9 protein-coding genes, 1 pseudogene and 1 other annotated feature (1 of these 11 cut by a window edge) are annotated in these 17,635 nt (G+C 67.3%); of the genes and pseudogenes, 2 read left to right on the top strand and 8 right to left on the bottom strand.

Annotated features, from left to right (window positions below; genetic code table 11):
• The first annotated feature begins 1 nt into the window (after nucleotide 1).
• Nucleotides 2-1,209 (top strand): IS3 family transposase gene (locus GCL84_RS01615; RefSeq protein ID WP_235925921.1). Its coding sequence is split into 2 segments (ribosomal slippage): nucleotides 2-257 and nucleotides 257-1,209, totalling 1,209 coding nucleotides; the frame shifts between segments, so codons are not numbered across the junction.
• Nucleotides 250-378, top strand: a sequence feature (AL1L pseudoknot). Its footprint overlaps the gene before it by 129 nt.
• Here GCL84_RS01615 and GCL84_RS01610 read toward each other — a convergent pair.
• Complete coding sequence (locus GCL84_RS01610; RefSeq protein WP_235925920.1) at nucleotides 1,202-2,266, bottom strand: polymorphic toxin-type HINT domain-containing protein; 1,065 nt, start codon at nucleotides 2,264-2,266, stop codon at nucleotides 1,202-1,204. The genes GCL84_RS01615 and GCL84_RS01610 overlap by 8 nt on opposite strands.
• 100 nt (nucleotides 2,267-2,366) lie before the next feature.
• On the opposite strand from GCL84_RS01610, the pseudogene GCL84_RS01605 reads away from it, so the two are divergent.
• A pseudogene (locus tag GCL84_RS01605) lies at nucleotides 2,367-3,517 on the top strand (IS3 family transposase).
• Between the two features lie 349 nt (nucleotides 3,518-3,866).
• On the opposite strand, the gene GCL84_RS01600 reads toward GCL84_RS01605, so the two are convergent.
• From GCL84_RS01600 to GCL84_RS01570, 7 genes are all read right to left on the bottom strand, one after another.
• On the bottom strand, nucleotides 3,867-4,205 hold the full coding sequence (locus tag GCL84_RS01600; RefSeq protein WP_156753516.1) for a S1 domain-containing protein: 339 nt from the start codon (nucleotides 4,203-4,205) through the stop codon (nucleotides 3,867-3,869).
• Nucleotides 4,205-14,212: a polymorphic toxin-type HINT domain-containing protein gene (locus tag GCL84_RS01595; RefSeq protein WP_156753515.1), complete on the bottom strand. Its 10,008-nt coding sequence runs from the start codon at nucleotides 14,210-14,212 to the stop codon at nucleotides 4,205-4,207. The genes GCL84_RS01600 and GCL84_RS01595 overlap by 1 nt, the downstream gene beginning before the upstream one ends.
• 791 nt (nucleotides 14,213-15,003) lie before the next feature.
• Entirely contained in the window at nucleotides 15,004-15,231 is a 228-nt protein-coding gene (locus GCL84_RS01590; protein ID WP_156753514.1) for an IS3 family transposase, read from the bottom strand.
• Nucleotides 15,231-15,833, bottom strand: a complete 603-nt coding sequence (locus GCL84_RS01585; RefSeq protein WP_197522948.1) for an IS3 family transposase — start codon at nucleotides 15,831-15,833, stop codon at nucleotides 15,231-15,233. The genes GCL84_RS01590 and GCL84_RS01585 overlap by 1 nt, the downstream gene beginning before the upstream one ends.
• Before the next feature lie 82 nt (nucleotides 15,834-15,915).
• Nucleotides 15,916-16,227, bottom strand: coding sequence for a transposase (locus GCL84_RS01580; protein WP_156753512.1), 312 nt, complete (start codon nucleotides 16,225-16,227; stop codon nucleotides 15,916-15,918).
• A 376-nt stretch (nucleotides 16,228-16,603) separates the two neighbouring features.
• On the bottom strand, nucleotides 16,604-17,530 hold the full coding sequence (locus GCL84_RS01575; protein ID WP_268891316.1) for a tetratricopeptide repeat protein: 927 nt from the start codon (nucleotides 17,528-17,530) through the stop codon (nucleotides 16,604-16,606).
• Between the two features lie 42 nt (nucleotides 17,531-17,572).
• The coding region annotated (locus GCL84_RS01570) for an IS30 family transposase (protein WP_156753510.1) crosses the window boundary (this coding region is incomplete at its 5' end): on the bottom strand, nucleotides 17,573-17,635 show 63 of its 291 nt. 228 nt of the annotated region lie beyond the right edge of the window.

Here is a 17,635-nt window from a genome sequence, read left to right as displayed (position 1 = left end):
GGTGCGTCAGCGGGCGGTGCGGCTGGTTGCGGAGCATCGGGAGGAGTACCCGTCGTGGTGGGCGGCGGTGTGCTCGATCGCGCCGAAGTTCGGGGTGACTCCGGAGACGCTGCGCAAGTGGATCAGGCAGGCCGAGGTCGACCACGGCGCCCGTCCGGGGACCACGACGGTGGAGTCCGCTGAGCTCAAGCGCCTCAAGCGTGAGGTGGCGGAGCTCAAGCGCGCCAACGAGATTCTTCGGTCGGCGGCGACCTTCTTCGCGGCGGAGCTCGACCGCCCCACGCAACGGTGATCGACTACATCGACCGCCACAAACAGGAGTTCGGGGTCGAGCCGATCTGTCGCGTCCTGCGCCAGGCAGGCGTGGCGATCGCCCCGTCCACCTACTATGCCGCCAAGGCCCGCCCCGCCTCGGCGCGTGCCGTCCGCGACGGGGAACTGCGCACCGAGATCTTGTCCGTGTGGCGCGACAACTACCAGGTCTACGGGGCGCGGAAGATCTGGATCGCGTTGCGCCGCAGGGGGATCATGGTCGCCCGGTGCACGGTGGAGCGGCTGATGCGCGAACTGGGCATCACCGGCGTGGTGCGCGGCCGTCCCCGCCGCACCACGATCCCGGCCAAGGACGGACGCCGCGCCGGCGATCTGGTCGACCGGGACTTCACCGCCGGGCGACCGAACGCGTTGTGGGTGGCGGACTTCACCTACGTCTCAACCTGGTCGGGCATCGTCTACGTCGCATTCGTCATCGACGTGTTCTCCCGCCGGATCGTGGGCTGGAAGGCCGACACCACCAAGCGCACCGCCCTGGTGCTCGACGCACTGGAAATGGCGTTGTGGGCCCGCGGGCACACAGGTCACCCGATCGCGGCGGGATTGATCCACCACTCGGACGCGGGCAGTCAATACACGTCTCTCGCCTTCACCGACCACCTTCTCACGGCCGGGATCGACGCCTCGATCGGCTCCGTCGGCGACGCCTACGACAACGCCCTGGCCGAGTCGACCATCGGGCTCTACAAAACCGAACTGATCAACCGGCAAGGCCCCTGGCACACTCGCGACCAGGTCGAATACGCCACCCTGGAATACATCGACTGGTACAACAACCGGCGGCTGCACAGCAGAATCGGACACCTGACACCCGCCGAAGTCGAGGCCGTCCACTACCGTCAACACCAGCCAACCCCGGCTGGAACAATTAACTAATCGAGTCTCCACCGAACCCGGGGCGGTTCACGATGCCGTCGACAGTCAGGTTGTGGACCGTTTGGGTCGTGGCCCAAGCACGGGTGGCGGTGACCTGGACCTGGGTGCCCACAGGGGTCTCGAGCTTGGTTCGTGGGCTGAGGTGGTCGGCGTCGAGCCAGGTCTGTACCTGCGGGGCCCAGAAAGGGTGGCCGTTGGTTGCCGTCAGGGTGGCGGTGGAGTTGCCTGCTTCGCCGTCGGTGTCGACGGTGATGTCGACGAGGTGCTTGTGGCCCGCGCCGGTGATCGTGGCGACCACTGCGCGCGAGGCAGTCCGGCCCGTGTCAGGATCAGTGGCCAGGACATGGTCGCCGAGTCTGAGTTGCTCGATGGGTTTGCTGTTGCCGTCGGCGAGCAGGACCGGGGTGCCGGGGACGAAGCTGTTGCAGCCGGCGCGTGAGGTCAAGCGGCGTTCGGCGTCCTCGACGCGTTTGAGGTCGGCCATGGCTTTGTCGCGGCGGCGGGTCCAGTCTTTGGCGTTTTTGAAAGCGTCGACGATCTTGTCGAGGATGTTGCCGCCCTTGAGGACCTTGAACCAGGGGACGGCTGTGAAGACCTCAAACCCGCAGTTGATGAGGTTGAAGTCCTTGATGCAGTTGTCAATGATGCCCTTGACGCCAATGATCTCCTGCAGGACGTCGCCGCCGATCTGGATGGCGACATCGACCCAGCTTCGTTTGTCGGCGGCGACGTTCTTGGCCTCCTGGTATTCCTGCTCGCTGAGTCCGGCCTCCTTGGCGGCCTGCTGTTTGGTGACCCCGCCCGAGCCGCGCCACGGCGGCTCGATCCACACCCGGTACACGAACACCTGGACGATCCAGTAGACGACCGCGACCAGCATGAGAATTGGGACCATCAACCCGATCACGTAGGCGGCCCAGACGAAGGTCGTGATCGCGACCCGCTGGGCCACTGAGATCGTCTTCCAGTAGAGGCCGCTGGGGTCGGAGTTGGTGACTGGGGAGTTGTTGGCGTAGGCGTACCCGTTCATCTGCTGCGGGTCGTCGGTGTCGAGCACTGGGTCCAGTGAGGTGAACCGGCCTGTGATCCTCACCTGGTTCTTCGGAGTCGGGTTATTGGATGATCACTCTTCTCAGTAGCCCGGAGGACAGTCCACGATGCCCAAGCGGTACCCACCCGAGTTCCGGTGCAAGGTGCTCGACCTGGTCGCGTCCGGCCGCCGCGTCGCTCAGGTCGCGGCGGACCTCGACATCAGCGACCAGACGATCTATGCCTGGCGCCGCCAGGAGCTCATCGACAGCGGACAGCTGCCTGGGACGACCAGTGCCGACAACGCCGAGCTGGTCGCCGCGCGTCGACGGATCGCCGAACTCGAGGCCGAGGTCGCCGTCCACCGCCGCGCCGCCGAACTACTCAAGGAGAGCAGCACCCCACAAGGCGATACGAGGCGGTCTCGGTGATCGCCTCCGAGGGGTGGTCGATCCAGCTCGCCTGCCGCGTGCTCGGGGTGTCCGAGTCCGGCTTCTACGACTGGCGAGGCCGCGCGCCCTCGCCACGGGCGATCCGCCAAGCCTGGCTCGTCGACCTCATCCGTGAGATCCACGTCGAGTCGTTCCAGGTCTACGGCGCCCCGCGAGTACACGCCGAGCTCACCCTCGGCCGCGGAGTCACCGTCGGACACAACACCATCGCGCTTCTCATGCGCCGCAACGGAATCAAAGGCCTGCCCAACCGACGCAGACAGCGACCGAGGCACGACACGCCCACCGCGGTGGATCTGGTCGACCGCGACTTCGCCCGCGCCGCGCCGAACCAATTGTGGGTCACCGACATCACCGAACATCCGACCCGTGAGGGCAAGGTGTACTGCGCGGTCGTACTCGACGTCCATTCCCGTCGGGTCCTCGGGTGGTCGATCGACTCCAGTCAGACCGCCGCCCTGGCCACCAACGCGCTCGGCATGGCCATCTCGAACCGGTCCCCGCTCTCGGACACGGTGATCCACTCCGACCACGGAGTCCAGTTCACGTCATGGACCTTCACCAGGCGCGCCAAGGAGTCCGGGCTTCTACCGTCGATGGGTTCGATCGGCGACTGCTATGACAACGCCATGATCGAATCGTTCTGGGGGCGTGTGCAGACCGAGCTGCTCGATCGCCGACGATGGCGCACTCGTCTGGAGCTGGCCAACGCCCTGTTCGAGTACCTCGAGATGTTCCACAACCGCCGCCGACGCCACACCGCACTCGGAATGCTCACACCGATCGAGTACGAACTCCGACACGCCAGGATCGCTCCAGTAGCCTGAAGTCCAGCAACCCGACTCCGCCAAACGGGATGAGGATCAAGCCACCGAGCTACCGGGGGAACCTCAGGCTCCGGTCCGTCCCTTGTGGTGTGTGGTGCGTGGACACGCACCTGAGAGCTGGCAGGTCGGGTTCGGTCAAGGCTCGGCGCAGCCGACCGCGCAGCGGCCTGCCTGGACCGCGGCCCGGTCGGCCTGCTGTCGTGCAGCGGGCCATGTCGCCACCACACGGGGCGGCGAGGTGTTCGTTCCGCTTTCAGAGGAGCCCTAACTGGCGGCACATCTCAGCCGACGACACGAAGAAGGTGTCCCGGGCTGCTCGTGGGTGAGAACCTCCGAGGGCACCGGAGAGTCAGGCTCGCCCGTCTGGTTCAGCGCCGCGGGACCTCGCAGCGTCGTCCTGGCGCACTTGCTCGACACGCCGCAGGTACTCGTGCATCGGAACTTTGCCATGGGGACGGACGCGGTGATGCCCTTTGTCCTCGTCGAAATGGACTAGGTGCCCGCAGACCAGTTGGCCCACCTCATAGTGGTCATCTCCAACGTAGACGGCATCGATGAACCCCTTGCCGCCGCTCGTCACGTCAACGTAGACCCCGAAGGGGAAGACAGCGGTCACCGTGCAGTCGATGGGATCGACGGCTTCTTGCCACCCGTCATCAGGCACACGGTCGTGCACCATGTCGCCCATCAGTTGGCCGTCACTACTGGCTTGTACTGGTTGAGGATGGGAAAGAGCTCTTGCGGGATGCTCACCTCGTACTGACCTTCCCGACCCTCGTACTTGTACTGGTGGGCAAGGAATTGGGCGTCGTAAACGTCCTTGGGGATGGTGACCTGGATGATCTCGTCGTCGTAGGTCCCGTGGCTGGCGTACTTCAGCGCGATGTCCTTTCCGCTCTTCTCGACACCGAAGTATGCCTTCCCGTCCATGCCGTTGCCACGGGGAAAGTCCTCCGGCTGAAATCCGTCGCGCAAAATCTTCTCGGTCATACCCTTCTGCGCGGCCTTGTAGATGTTGACGCAGGGGTCCTCGTTGTGGGTGAGTACCGGCGTCTCACCAACAAGGACGTAGTAGGTGTGAAGGCCTTCGACGGTGAAGTTGTGGACGCGTTGGGACGCGTACCTGGTGTGGATCGCGGTGATCTGGACTGCCGTGCCCGCGGAGGTCCACAGCCAATCGCCCGCCTTGAGTTCGTCGGCGTTGGTCCACCGGTTCTCGCGGGGCAGCCAGAACGGGTGGTCGTCGGTGGCTGTGACCGTGCCTTCCGCCGTGGTGATGCCGACCATGAGACGTTGGCCGTCGGTGACCTTGGTGGCGGTGACCACTTTGGGAGCCGACACACCCGTCGCGGGGTCGGTCGCCATGACCTTGTCGCCAGGCTTGACCTCGGCAATGGGCTTGTTCGTGCCGTCAGCCATCAGGACGGGGGTGTCACGGGGGAAGCTGTTGCCACCGCCGACACATGGGAGCTTGTCGACGTGGCGGGCCTTGGTCGCGCCGTGGGAGCCGATGAGCAGGTCGATCAGCTCGAAGGAGGCCAGGCCTGCGGCCTCGCCGTAGCGGCCGTCGTTCCAGGCGTTGCGGATGTCCTGGGTCATGCCGTCCCAGACGCCGCCCGCGAAGTCGACCGGGTCGTCGACGGCGGCGTCGGTCACCGAGGCGATCGTGACCGCGTTGCCGACGCACGCCGAGACGGCGTCCGTCGCGGCCCAGGCGGGCGAGCACTGGGCGAAGTCGACGGCGAGATCGGCGGTGCCCACAACGGCGTCCTTGCCCGCCACCAGCAGGCCCTGGACGAAGCCGCCGGTCTGGCAACGCCAGTCGCACCCCTGGTCTGCGGTCACCAACTCGATGGGCACATAACTCGCCGGGACAGCATCGACGGCGGGGACGGTGACCGGGGTGCCGGTGGTCGGCGCGGTGGGGATCGGCCTGCCGCCGTTGAGGGTCTGCTCAGTGGCCGGGCGGGGTGTGGGGGTGTTGTTGTTGACCACTGCCACCGGCGGTGGCGGCGGGGCAGCGGGCTTGACGTTCTTGCCGTTCTTGCCGTTGGTGGATCCACCGCCGCTGCCACCGCCACCACCGCCGCTGCCGCCGCTGCCGCGGCCTGAGCCGCCGCCCGACGTGCTGCCGCCGGGCTTGGAGCCGCCGTTCTTCCCGTTGTTCTGGCTGTTGGTGAAGTCGCGCTCGCCTTGGCGGTGGGCGCCGTAGGCTCCGCTGCCACCGCAGCCGTGCTGGGCGTTGCTGCACGTCTGGATCATGGCCGGAGGCTGGTCGGGATCCTGGCCCGTGTTCTCCATGAGCCACACGAGCCCGTGGGCGGCCCAGGCGATGCCCATGATGACGCAGGGCGGGCAGTGCCCGCTGGGGTCGCTGACGGTGGTCGGGGCGGCGTCGCCGTAGGTGTAGCGGTTGGCTCGGACGACCGGATAGGGGTCCAGGGTCCAGGTGTCGCGGGAGGTGAACACGCCGGTCGCGGGGTCGTACCAGCGGGAATGGGCGTTGACCTGGCCGGTGACCGGGTCGGTGTAGCCGCCCTGGAAGCCCAGGGGTGAGCGATCGCCGGTGCCGGTGGGCTCGCCGAAGGGGGTGTAGTCGGTGGAGGTGGACACCGCGCCCGTGGCGGGGTCGGTCCCGGCGAGCACGTCGCCCCTGGCGGCCGCGGCGAGCACGTTGCGGGTGACCCCGGCGGCGGTGCGCTCGGTGAGCGGGGCTCCGTCGACTCCTCGGGAGAAGAGGTTCTCGCCGACACCGTTGGGCACCCCGACCGGAGAGTTCTGCAGGTCGGCGTAGGCGAACCCGGAGCCGTTGCGGGTGGCGACGCGGTCGAGGGCGTCGTAGGCGTAGGTGGAGGTCTGGCCGCCCTTGGTCGCCGACGTCATGCGGTCGAAGGCGTCGTGCTGCAGCGTCGTGGTGACGCCGCTCAGGGTCGACGTGGCCAGGGTGCCGCGCGGGGTGTGGGTGTTCGCGCGGCCGGAGCTGTCGGAGACGAGCCGGTTGCGGGCGTCGTACACCGCCGTGGTGGTCCCCGACGGCGTGGTGACCGAGGTGCGGTTGGACGACTTGTCCCACCCGTAGGTCACCTGGTTCCCGGTCGGCGGGAGGTGGCCGGTGAGCCGGGCCATCCCGTCGTAGGTGTAGGTGTTGGCCCCGGTCCCGGTCATGCCGGTGACCGTCTCGGAGGTGATCAGGCCGTCGAGGTCGAACCCGGTCGCGGTGGACGCGGTCGTCGCGCCGCCGGGTGCCTTGGTCGTCTCGCTGGTGACCCGGTGGAAGTCGTCGTACCCGAACTGGCGGACAGCACCGCCCGCGCCCTGGGTGATCGAGGTGAGCCGGGCGTCGTCGTCGTAGGCGTAGGCCAGGGTGCGGCCGCTCAACGGGTCGGTGGAGGTGCCCAACAGGCCATTCGCGTTGTAGGTGTAATTGGCCACGCCCGCGCGGTCGGTGCGCTTGGTCATCCTCCCGTCGGCGTCGTACTCGTAGGTCGCCGTGCCCGCCGCGCCACCCAGGCCCACCAGTTGCGCTCGGTCGTCCCAGGTGACCGTCGTGTCGCCCGTCGGCCCGGAGAACCGGACGGGCCTGCCTGCCGCGTCGTAGTCGAAGGACTTGGCCGCCGTCGCGCCGGAGCCGGTCTGGTTGACGAGCCGGTTGAGGCCGTCGAAGGTCCGCTGCGTGCTGACCCCTCCGGGCCCGACCTCGGACACGGGGTTGCCCATCGCGTCGTACGTTGTGGTCCAGGTGCGGTCGGTGGCGTTGGGGTGCTGCGGGGTCGAGGGCTCGATCAGCGACTCAGGCAGGTTCCAGCTGTTGTAGGTGTAGTCGGTGCTGTTGCCGTTCGGGTCGATCATCCGGGTGCGGTTGCCTGCAGCGTCGTACCGGAGTTGGACGGTCGAGGCCGAGGCGGGGTCTGTGCCGTTGGCGAACTGGGTGAGGGAGGACGTGCGGCCGGCCGCGTCGAAGGTCGAGCGCGACACGCGGCCCGCCGCGGTGGTGGACTGGGTCGCCCTGCCCGCGGCGTCGAGCACGGAGGAGCGCGTGCGCAAAGCCGGGCCGGGCGCCTGCCAACTCCCGACATGGTCGGTCTCGCTGACGACGCGTCCGGCGCCGTCACGGTTGTAGAGCGTCAGGTACTTGTCATCGAGCATCGTGCTCTGCAGACGGCCCGCGTGGTCGTAGTCCCAGTACTGGAAGACGCCTGAGGGCAGGGTCAAGCCCTCGATGTCCCCCCGGTCGTCGAAGCGCATCGTGGTCTCTTGCCCGCCAGGACTGGTCTGCTTGATCAGCCGGTCGAGCTCGTCGTACTCGAAGGTTGTGGTGTGGACGAGGGGGGCGCCCGCCGTCCTGCGGATGGCCGTCGAGGTGACCTCGTTGCCGTACTCGTCGTAGGTCGACTCGGAGACGGCGCCGGTGGGGTCGGTCGTGCGCAGGAGCTGGCCGACGCGGTCGTAGGCGAAGCCGGTCTCCGGCCGGGGCTTGGGTCCGGTCCCGTCGGGGTCGGGACCGGTCACCTTGGCCGGACGGCCGTAGTAGTCGTACTGGGTTGAGGTGACACCGCCGCGCGGGTCGGTTGCCTCGACCCGCAGGCCGCGCGAGTCGTACACGGCCGAGGTCGTCGAGGTGACCGGGGAGCCGCCCGGAGGGGTGTAGGCGGCGGCGCTCGCACCAGTCATGCGCCCCATCACGTCCCAGGTCCGCGTGGTGACGGCACCGTTGGCGTCCTTGTTGCGGGTGAGCTCGCCGAAGGTGTTGTACCCGGACGTGGCCGTGGGTCGCACGGCGGTCTGGACGACCCCCGAGGTCACCGTGTCGACGGCGGGCTGCTTCGCCGTGCTGGAGCGTCCGAGGGTGTCCCAGGTCAGGTCGGTCGTGGCGCCAGTGGGATCGGTGAGGGCGGTGACGAGGCCGCGGGCGTCGCGGGTCTGGGTGGTGGTGAGCGCTGTGGGCGTACCGCCGGGGTTGTCCACGGTGCTGCTGATCAGACGGCCTGCGTCGTCGTAGCCGTAGCGGGTCGTCGCCGGGGGCGCGGAGCTGTCGTGGAACTCCACCCGACCCGAGAGCACCCGCCCGCCCCAGCCGTTGGCGGGTTGCGAATCGCGCACGCGGATGCGCAGGGGGTTGTGCGCTGTGCTGACATGGTTGCTGACGTCGAAGGTCAGCTCGGCCAGGTTCGAGTGGTCGCGGATGTCCTGGGTCTCCCGAGCGCGCTCTACCCAGTTCGTGCCGTCCACGCTGGTCTCGACCAAGTACTGGTTCGACAGCCGCAGCGTGATCTTGGCGCCGGTGAGGTTCCGCCTGCCCGCCATGTCACCGCGTGGCCACGCGAACTCGTAGTCGATGTGGTTGGCCCCGTCGGCGTAGCGGGCTCCCAGGGGGTCCTTCTGCGAGGTGGAGCCGCCGTTGTCGCCCAGGTAGCCGATCTCGTTGAAGTTGAGCGAGTTGAACTGCGCGCCGGAGTGCGTGGTCACGGTCAGCGGATTGCCCGCCGCGTCACGGGTGTAGGTGGTCGCGAGAGGCGAGTTCTGCGGGTCGACGGCCTCGGCCTGCAGCAGTCCGGCGTCGTCGTAGACGTAGAGCGTCTGCGTGCCGAGCGCCCTGCCCTCCCACTGCTCGACCGGCTTCCCCGCGCCGTTGTACTCCCAGGAGCGCAGGTGCTCCTGGTTTACGACGGCGCCGTTCTGGTCGCGCTGGATCTGGTGGATGCTCGAGACCGGACCATGTCCGTGGTAGGAGAGCTCGCGCTCACGGCCCTGGGCGTCCACGACCGAGGTGACCCGGCCGTGCGGGTCGTAGGCCCGTGACTCGATGACCAGGCGGGTGCTGGCGGGGTCGAACGGGTCGACTCCCTGCCCGACGGCCACGGTCTCCACGAGCAGGTGCCGGTCGTCGTACTGGCGCTCGAGTACCCGGCCGCCTGCGTCGGTTGTCTTCACCAGGTCGCCTGCGGTGTCCCATTCCCTGGTGGTCACCGATTGGTCTGGCGCGGTGATGGTGGTGAGCCTGCCCGCGGCGTCGTAGCCGTAGGAGGTGGCGCGGGAGGGGTCTCCGCCGGTGGCGTCGGAGACGGTCTGCTGGGTGCGCCTGCCCGATCGGTCGTAGACCGAGGTCGTCACCGCCCGGTGGGTGACGTTGGTGATCGGGTTGGTCACCGCGGGCTCGGTCACCTGGGTCTGTTGCGACAGCGCGTTGTAGGCGAACGTGGTGGTGCCGATGGTCGTCCAGGTCGTCCCGGTGCGCGCGGACTGCTTCTGGTACTGGACCCGGCCGAGGGCGTCGTAACCGTGCTCGTGGCGCAGGCCCGCCGGGTCGATGACCGCGCCGAGGTCGCCGGAGCGGTAGTAGTAGTGCGTGGTGGCCTTGCCCCGGGTGTCGGTGTGGATGATCGGCTTGCCCAGCGGGATGTTGCCGCCGTCGACCGCCGGGTGTGGTCCGGTGGCGTAGGTGAACGTCTCCTCGGGGTTGGTGACCACTCCGGCGGGCTTGGGATAGACGATCTTGACGACCCGGCCGCCCGCGTCGACGGTGAACTTGGTCTTGTGGGCTTCCTCGTCGCCCCAGCCCTGGCCGTTGGTCTGCCAGAGCAGGGTGTCGTTGCGGGGGTCGAGCGGGTCTGCGGGGTTGTTGAAGTAGGCGTAGCCGCGGTAGCCCCACACCCCGTACCAGGAGGCAGCGCGGATGACGTTGCCCCGGGCGTCGGTGTCGGTGTAGGTCGTCCAGCCGGACGGGTCACGTGTGGTGTGGACGAATCCGGCGGCGTTGTAGCCCCACGCCGTCGTGCCGAAGGAGTCCCGGCGTTCGGTGATGCGGTTGCCGTTGGCGGCGTCGTAGACGTAGGTGATGGGCGTGCGGATGGTCGAGGTCAGCTCGACCGAGCGGGTCTTCTCCGGTCCTGGGACGGCGAGTCCGACCGTCCACGTGGCGCCGTGCCGGTCGGTGAGGCTGCCGACCCGCCCACCCTGGCCGTCGTAGGTGATCTGGGTGGCGGCGAAGTTGCCCGGCTCGGTGACCTTGGACAGCCGGTTCGTGGTCGTCCTGGCGCTGTGGTGGGCCGCGACCTTGGCCGGGATCAGTGCGTGGCGGTAGGCGGCGACCTCGTCGAGGTGGCCGGTGAACGGGTGCATGGCGCCCGCGCTGCCGTCGGGCCATCCCGCGGTCCGGCCATTGCCGATCACCAGGCGGTCCGCCGTCTGGTGGTCGATCGCGCCGCCGGTCCCAGTGGCGGCCTGGGCGCCGTCGAGGTAGAGGGTGTAGGCGTCCACCGAGCCGGTGAACACCGCGTGGTGCCACTGCCCGTCGTCCACGCGGTTGGCGGTGGTCAACGAGTGCACGCCCGCCGTGGTGAACGCGTTGCCGCGCAGCTTGCCCGCGGAGGAGATGTAGAGCCACGGGGTGTAGTTGGTCGGCTGACCTGACAGGTCGGTGTTCTGCTCGCCGACGAGCACGCCGTTCTTGCCGTAGTCGGCTTTGAACCAGACCTCCACCGAGTAGCCCATGCTCTTGTTCAGCAGGTCCTTCGGCGAGACGACGCCCCCCGGGGTGGCGGCGTCGAACTTGGCGGAGGTGTCCGTCGATCCGGCAATCGCACCGGGCTGCGCTTGGACCACGCCCTGGTAGGTGGCGTTCCACTCCCCCGCCGTCACACCGGTCTGGCTGTTGGCGGTGGCCCCGGTGGCCTCTCCGAGGGTCCAGTAGGCGGTCGGGTTGTCGTCGAGGACTGTCGCCCGGTAGTGGGAGGTGACCACGTGGTCGTAGGACGTGCACGAGTCGACCTGTAGCGGTGCGCACACCGTGGTCAGCTTGTCACCGGAGTAGGTGTAGGTCCAGGTGGGCGCCTGCACGCCCGTGGAGGGGGCGTCGGTCGCGGCGGAGACCACGTGCCCGCCCGACCAGGTCAGGTGCAGCTGCCTGCCGCTGGCGTCGTCGCGGATCTTGTCGATCTGCGCCGAGGTGCTGGCGTAGAGCACCGTCTGGGTGTTGCCGGACGCGTCGGTCGTGCGAATGAGCCTGCCCTGCGCGTCGAAGGTGCGGCGGTTGCCCTTGGCGTCGCGCAGGACCCATTCGGTGCCCGACTTGACCAGGGTGAGGTTCAGGCCCGGTGGGGGCGCGTAGGAGGCGTCGGGGTTGCGGCCGAACCGCACCTGCAGGCCGGTCACGAGGGTGGCCACGACGTTGCCTGTGCCCGCCTCCTCGGTGAGGCGTTGGTCGAACGGGGTGGTCCAGCCCGCCCCGAACGCGCCGGTGGTGCGTGGGTCCTGGGAGTTGTAGGTGCGGGTGACCGCCAGCGGAGGTCCTCCGACCGACACGGACACGTCGGTCACCGACGAGCCGAAGTTGCCCGCCAGGGGGTTGACGCCGGGCAGGTCGCCGCCGTCCGGGGTGCCCACGAGTTTGGAGGCGATGGCTGGCTGCGGGACGACGGGGGTCAGCGCGAAGGCGCCGATCCACCCGCTCTCCGTGGCCCCGTCGGAGAGCTTCACCGACCAGTGGCCCATCTTGCTCCAGGACAGAGGCCCGGAGGGGACCTGCCATGTGGGCAGGTCGCGCCACCCCGACTCCACACACCCGACCGGGGCTGAGGGCAGTCCGCCGCACACCCGGTAGAGGTAGTGCTGGATCCCGTTGGGAGTGCCGTCCGGGTCGACGAAGCGGGACCACAAAGTCGGCGTCAGGGTGTCGACGGAGGCGTTGTTCGGCGGGTGTTGCGCGTCGATGGTGGGCGGGGTGTTCGGGACGGTGAAGTGGACCTCTTGGCGAGGCGATTCCTGGAACGGCGAGTAGTTGCAGTTGTGCGAGCAATGGCTTCCGGACCCGGTCATGCCGAGGACCATCCGGTAGGGGCCAGGGGGCAGCTTGGGCACGCGGACGTTCACCGTCGTCGTCTGGTGTGGCCCGGTCGTCGCCGTGACGTTGAACTGGCTGTAGTTCGCCAGACCGGAGGCCCCCATGCCCGAGATGACCTCTTGGTTGGCCGAGTTGTAGATCGACTGCCGGAGCACGAAGCTGCTCGGAGCCCCGCCAGAGGCGGCGGGCCAGGTGGCTGTGCCCCAGTTGGTCACCTGGACCGGCAACACGCCCTCGGTCTGGCTCGTCGGCCCGGTCGAGAAGGCGGTCACGCCGTAGGTCGCACCCTCGGGGGTGTACCAGACATCGAGAAACGGCACGTTGTTCGGCTGCGGCGATTGCGCTGAGGACAACCGCTTCCAGGCGTAGGTGTCCGTCGACGACGCGCCGAGGCGGAAGCCATGGAAGGGCTCGAGGCCGTGCACCCACCGGGTCATCCCCTGGGCGGGCAACTGCATGGTGATCCAGCCGGGGCTGTTGCCGTACGAGGCGGTCGCGTACCCGACGCGGTTGCCGTCGTAGGCGGGCCCCGGCCACCTGTCGACCTCCGCGCCCCAGGGCGCGGTGACGCGGTAGACGTTGATGTCGCGGGCTTGCGCTGGGCAGCAGTACGAGTAGACCTCGTGCACGCTGAGCGATGAACCCAGGATCATGTGGTTGCGCAGGTTGTGGAAAGCCTGGTTGAAGTGGATGAACGACGCGGCGACGTGGGCTCCGCCGTCGTAGGTGCCGACCTTGAGCTCCGGCTCCCAGAGACTCGCGAACGGAGAGAAACCGGACATGACGTAGGTGTCGTCGGCATCCGGGTTGCTGCGCAGCGTCGGGTCGACGACCACCGGGTACTTGCGTGCGGGGTCGGCCAACCACGCCTGGTCGAACTCGACCCGCAGCACGGTCGCGCCGTTGACCTGGACCAGGGAGTAGCCAACACCGTTGGAGCGGACGCCTTCTCCCGACCTGGGGTCGATCGCCGAGTCGACCATGAACCCGGGCGGGATCACCGCAGTGCGCTCCCCCTTCGGGTTGAGGAAGAAGACGGCGCCCGTGGCCTTGTCCAGTTCCGGCTTCAACCCACCGGTGGTGCTGATCGCGAAGTCCCATACCTTCGGCGCCTGCGGCGACTTGAGGACGATGTCCTCCTTGATGCCCCAGGTGGCCGCCGTCAGCGCCAGGTCGGAGTGCTCCCGGATCTCCCGGAAGGACGCCTTTCCGTCGCCGACCCCCTTCGCCGCGAGGTCCGGCACGTCGATCGAGACGGGCTTGGCGCCCACGAGCGCCATCTCCACCCTGCCACCGGGCACGTCCAGTACGAGCAAGCCCGACTTGTCGCCCTTGTCCGCGAAGCTCGCCCCGCTGCCGAGCTTCGGTGCGATCCTGCCGTCGGCAGTGCGGCGCAGGGTGGTGTCCGCCGGTTCGAGCTTGCCCTTGGCGTCGGGCGCGTAGCGGGTGCTCGAGTAGGTCCGCAGCGTCCGTGAGCCGTCAGGGTGGGCGAACTCGGTCGTCTGCGCGGTTCGTTTGCCGGTGTCCTCGACGGCCTTGGCCATGTCCGGGGTGTTCGACACCGGTGTTGACTTCGCGATCGAGCCCTCCGCCAACCCCGACCCGGGAACGACGGGGTCGGGCGCCATCGGCGGCGCTCCCACGGCCTCGGGCCTGCTCACCGGCGCGGGATCACTGCTTTGCCCCTCCCCCGCGGGCGACTCGTGGGACCGGCCTGCGGCGTGCCCCGCGCGTTGCTGCGGAGGCAACCCCTGGGCGGCCTGCGCGGCGGCCGTCACGATCCCGGGGAACACCGGCAACCCCGTCGTGACAAGGACGACGATGATCACAGCGACGAGCAGTCGAACCCGGTGCATGCGATCTCCCCAGAGGTCGTCACGGAACCAGGACAGCGCAACGAAGCGCCAGTCGGCGCTCAGTGTTGTTGGACCCCAGTCCGGTGGCAGGTTTCCGTCACCCGCTCCTGAGAAAGCGTGCGCTAACGGCCACAAGCGGGCAATCCACCGATCAGCTCAACCACAACGACCGGACGGTTTGGTAAACCCCAACATTTCCAGTTCTGTGTGCGCAAGGGCACGGCAGGCGCGCCGGTCGAGCTGGCGACGGCACGATCGGATGAGCAATCTTCAGGATGGCCGTCTCGGAGTTCGAGCAGGGGTGGGTTTAGTCGTGGCCAATGAAGACAGCATTCCCAGTGCCCACAAACTGCGGGTCAACGACCCCGTCACGTCCCGGGCAGCGTGACTACTGGGGGTGGGCCTGGGCGAGGGTCTGGGTTCATCGCCGAGGCGACGCTGACGCTGTCGGTGGCCGATGGTCCGCCTTATCGACTTCGGGAGCCTCGACGACGATGCGTTCACTGCCCCCTGCCCTCGCAGGCACCGACCCGACCTGCGGCGCCCGGAGGAGTGGGGGTTACTCGCACGGGCTGACCCGCTCGAGCACCTTCAGCACTCGCACCGCGTCCCCGTGCGCGATCAGCGCCTGCAGCGGGGGCTCGCCGGTCATCCAGCACTGCCGATCCACCGGACGCCCGACCGAGCCGCGCTGGACCATCTCCAACTCGGCACCCGCCCGCCCACGACGCCGGTGCCCGCGATCGCAATCAGGCGCACCCTGAGCTTCCCCCGATAACCCGGGGTGGTTGTTACTTGGATCGGGTGGGTGATCTCGGGATGGTAGTTGGTTCGGTCTGGGCGGTGTGCCAGGTGGTTTCGTACTCGTCGGGGCTGAGCCAGCCGAGGTCCTTCTGGATGCGTTCGGTGTTGTAGAACCCGTCGATATAGCGGAACAGGTCGTTCTCGGCCTCGTCGCGGGTGCGCCAGGAGCGTCGGTAGACCAGCTCGATCTTCAGCGTGGAGAAGAAGTTCTCCATCAGGGCGTTGTCATACGAGTCGCCGACCGACCCATCGACGGCAGAATCCCGTTGTCCGCCAACCGTTCCGCGAACCGGAAGGCAGTGTAGGTCGACCCGCGGTCGCTGTGATGGATGAGCTGCCCGTCGCGCACGTCGCGGGACCAGATGGCGTATTCCAGGGCGCCGAGCACGAGGTCGGTGTCGCAGCGGTCGCTGGTTCTCCAGCCCACGATCCGGTTGGAGAACGCGTCGCGCACGGCCGCGAGCCAGAACACGCCCTCGCCGGTGCGGATCCAAGTGGCGTCGGCCACCCACAACCGGTCCGGCCCGGGTGCGGTGAAGTCCCGGTTCACCCGATCAGTGGCCGATGCTGCCCGCGGATCCTGCCTGGTCGACGACGTCCGCCACTGTTCACGCAGGAAAGCGCCCTGCAGCCCCGCCTGGCGCATCAGCCGCTCGACCCGCTTACGCGACACGCGGATGCCCCGACGCCGCAGGAGCTGGTGCACCCGCGGGCTGCCGTAGGTGCCACCCGAGGCGGTGTGGATGTCGGCGATCTCCGCGGTGACAGCCCGGTCCTCGCGCTCGCGATCCGACGGGTCGGCCTGTCGGCCACCCAACCGTGGTAGGTGGACGAGGCGACGCCCAGGACCCGGAGGACGAACTCGACCCCGAAGCGGCCACGAAGCTGATCGACGAGCTTCACGACCGTCGCCGGGTCGGGTCGAGTTCCGCCGCGAAAAACGCGGACGCGGACTTAAGGATCTCGTTGGCGCGCTTGAGTTCCGCGTTCTCCCGCCGCAGCCAGCGCAGCTCCTCGGACTCGATGGTCGTGGGCCGGTCGCCACGCTGTCCACGATCGGCCTCGTCCTGCCGAATCCAGTTCCGCAACGCCTCCGGGTGCACGCCCAACTGCTCGGCCAGACGCCGGATCACCGGCTTCGGCTCCGACTCCCGGTACAACCGGACAGCACGGGACCTCAGCTCGTCGGGGTACTTCTTCGGTGGTGCCACGGACGACTCCCTTCAGGCCCTATCGGACCATGCCTGGAAAGACTCCGAGCTACCGGGGGAACCTCAGAGGGCACTCTGTCGTCATCGACCTGCGAACCGGCTCGCAAGACCAAGCGGAGCCGAGGGAGACCGGAGCCAAGGCTACGCTTTACGCGCAAACTCACCGCAGCGGCAATCCCGATCGGTTCTGCGGCCCCTTGAGGCAGAGTGGTAACACCGGCGGCGACCAGCCGGTCATCCTGTCGCGACTGGAATGCATCAAGCACATGGCGACATCCGGGGAATTTATTGCCGCCCAAAATTTTGCCTTGCCTGCCCGGCAAGCCCTTTGAAAAGCAAGTTCATAACCAACACGGGAAAATTAAATCCTTTAGCTTCAATAATTATTCCCAGCTTCCCTCGCGGCACGTAGATTCGCCATGATGGTTCGCATTATCGGGCTTTCGGAATCCAATATTCGCTCGCCGTCGGCCAGCGCTGCTTCGAACAGCGAAATTGCTCGCTCTATGTCACCCGAAACTAGACAGGTATAGGCAAGGTTATTGCGGAATTTGACATAGTCGACGTGCTTGACACCCAACACACGATCACAGTCAGCCAACACCGCCTCGCCCATTAACTTTGCCTGCGCCACGTCACCTGCCGCCCGGTAGGCGGAGGCGAGGTTGCTGCGAATCCAGAAGGCTTGGGTATGGTTGGCACTCAATACGCGCTCACAGTCGGCTAGTGCCGCCCAAAAAAGAGGAATTGCCCCCTCTGTATCGCCCGATTCCAGACAAGCACCAGCAAGTTCATTACGGGAACTAACGGTATCAGGGTGATCGACGCCCAAAACGCGCTCACAGTCAGCCAAATTCGTCTCTAGCATAGAAGTTGCCCGCTCCACCTCACCCGATTCTAGATAGGCGCTAGCAAGGTTGCTACGCAAAATTAGAGTATCAGGTTCATCTGACCCAAAAAGCCGTTCATAGTCGGCCGCAATCAACTCGAACAATAAGATTGCCAGCCTTGCGTCGCCAGCGTCTTTATAAGCGAGTGCGAGGTCACTGCGACAGGTTAGAGTGAAGGGATGTTCGACACCTAACACTCGTTCACAGTCGGCTAGAGTCACCTCCAGCAGCGCAATCGCCTGCCTCACATCACCCACAGCCCAATATGCTTTGGCGAGATTGCAACGGAAAATAATACTGTAGCGGTAATCGGTAATAAAAAAGCGTTGAGTGTTATTGACGGCGCGAATAAGATAAGTGATGGAAATGGCAAGAGTGCCTTGGTCCCGCAAGAAACGACCGATCCGGTTCAGAAGCAGGCAGGTGGTGATGGTGTCGGTGTCGGGGGGGCGAGTTCAGGCGGTGGAAGCATCTGCTTGGAGGAGTTCGGTGAATACCTCGCTCGGCTTCTTCCAGTC

It is taken from the genome of Actinokineospora pegani (genome assembly GCF_009745975.1).
Classification (GTDB): domain Bacteria; phylum Actinomycetota; class Actinomycetes; order Mycobacteriales; family Pseudonocardiaceae; genus Actinokineospora; species Actinokineospora pegani.
Note: the sequence above shows the minus strand (reverse complement) of the source record. Positions and strands in the feature narration are given on the sequence as shown.

Excerpts from the sequence above, each read along its gene's own strand:
- GCL84_RS01590 (WP_156753514.1), bottom strand. The coding sequence starts at position 15,231 with ATGGAGAACTTCTTCTCCACGCTGAAGATCGAGCTGGTCTACCGACGC.
- GCL84_RS01600 (WP_156753516.1), bottom strand. The coding sequence starts at position 4,205 with ATGGGCGACATGGTGCACGACCGTGTGCCTGATGACGGGTGGCAAGAA.
- GCL84_RS01595 (WP_156753515.1), bottom strand. The coding sequence starts at position 14,212 with ATGCACCGGGTTCGACTGCTCGTCGCTGTGATCATCGTCGTCCTTGTC.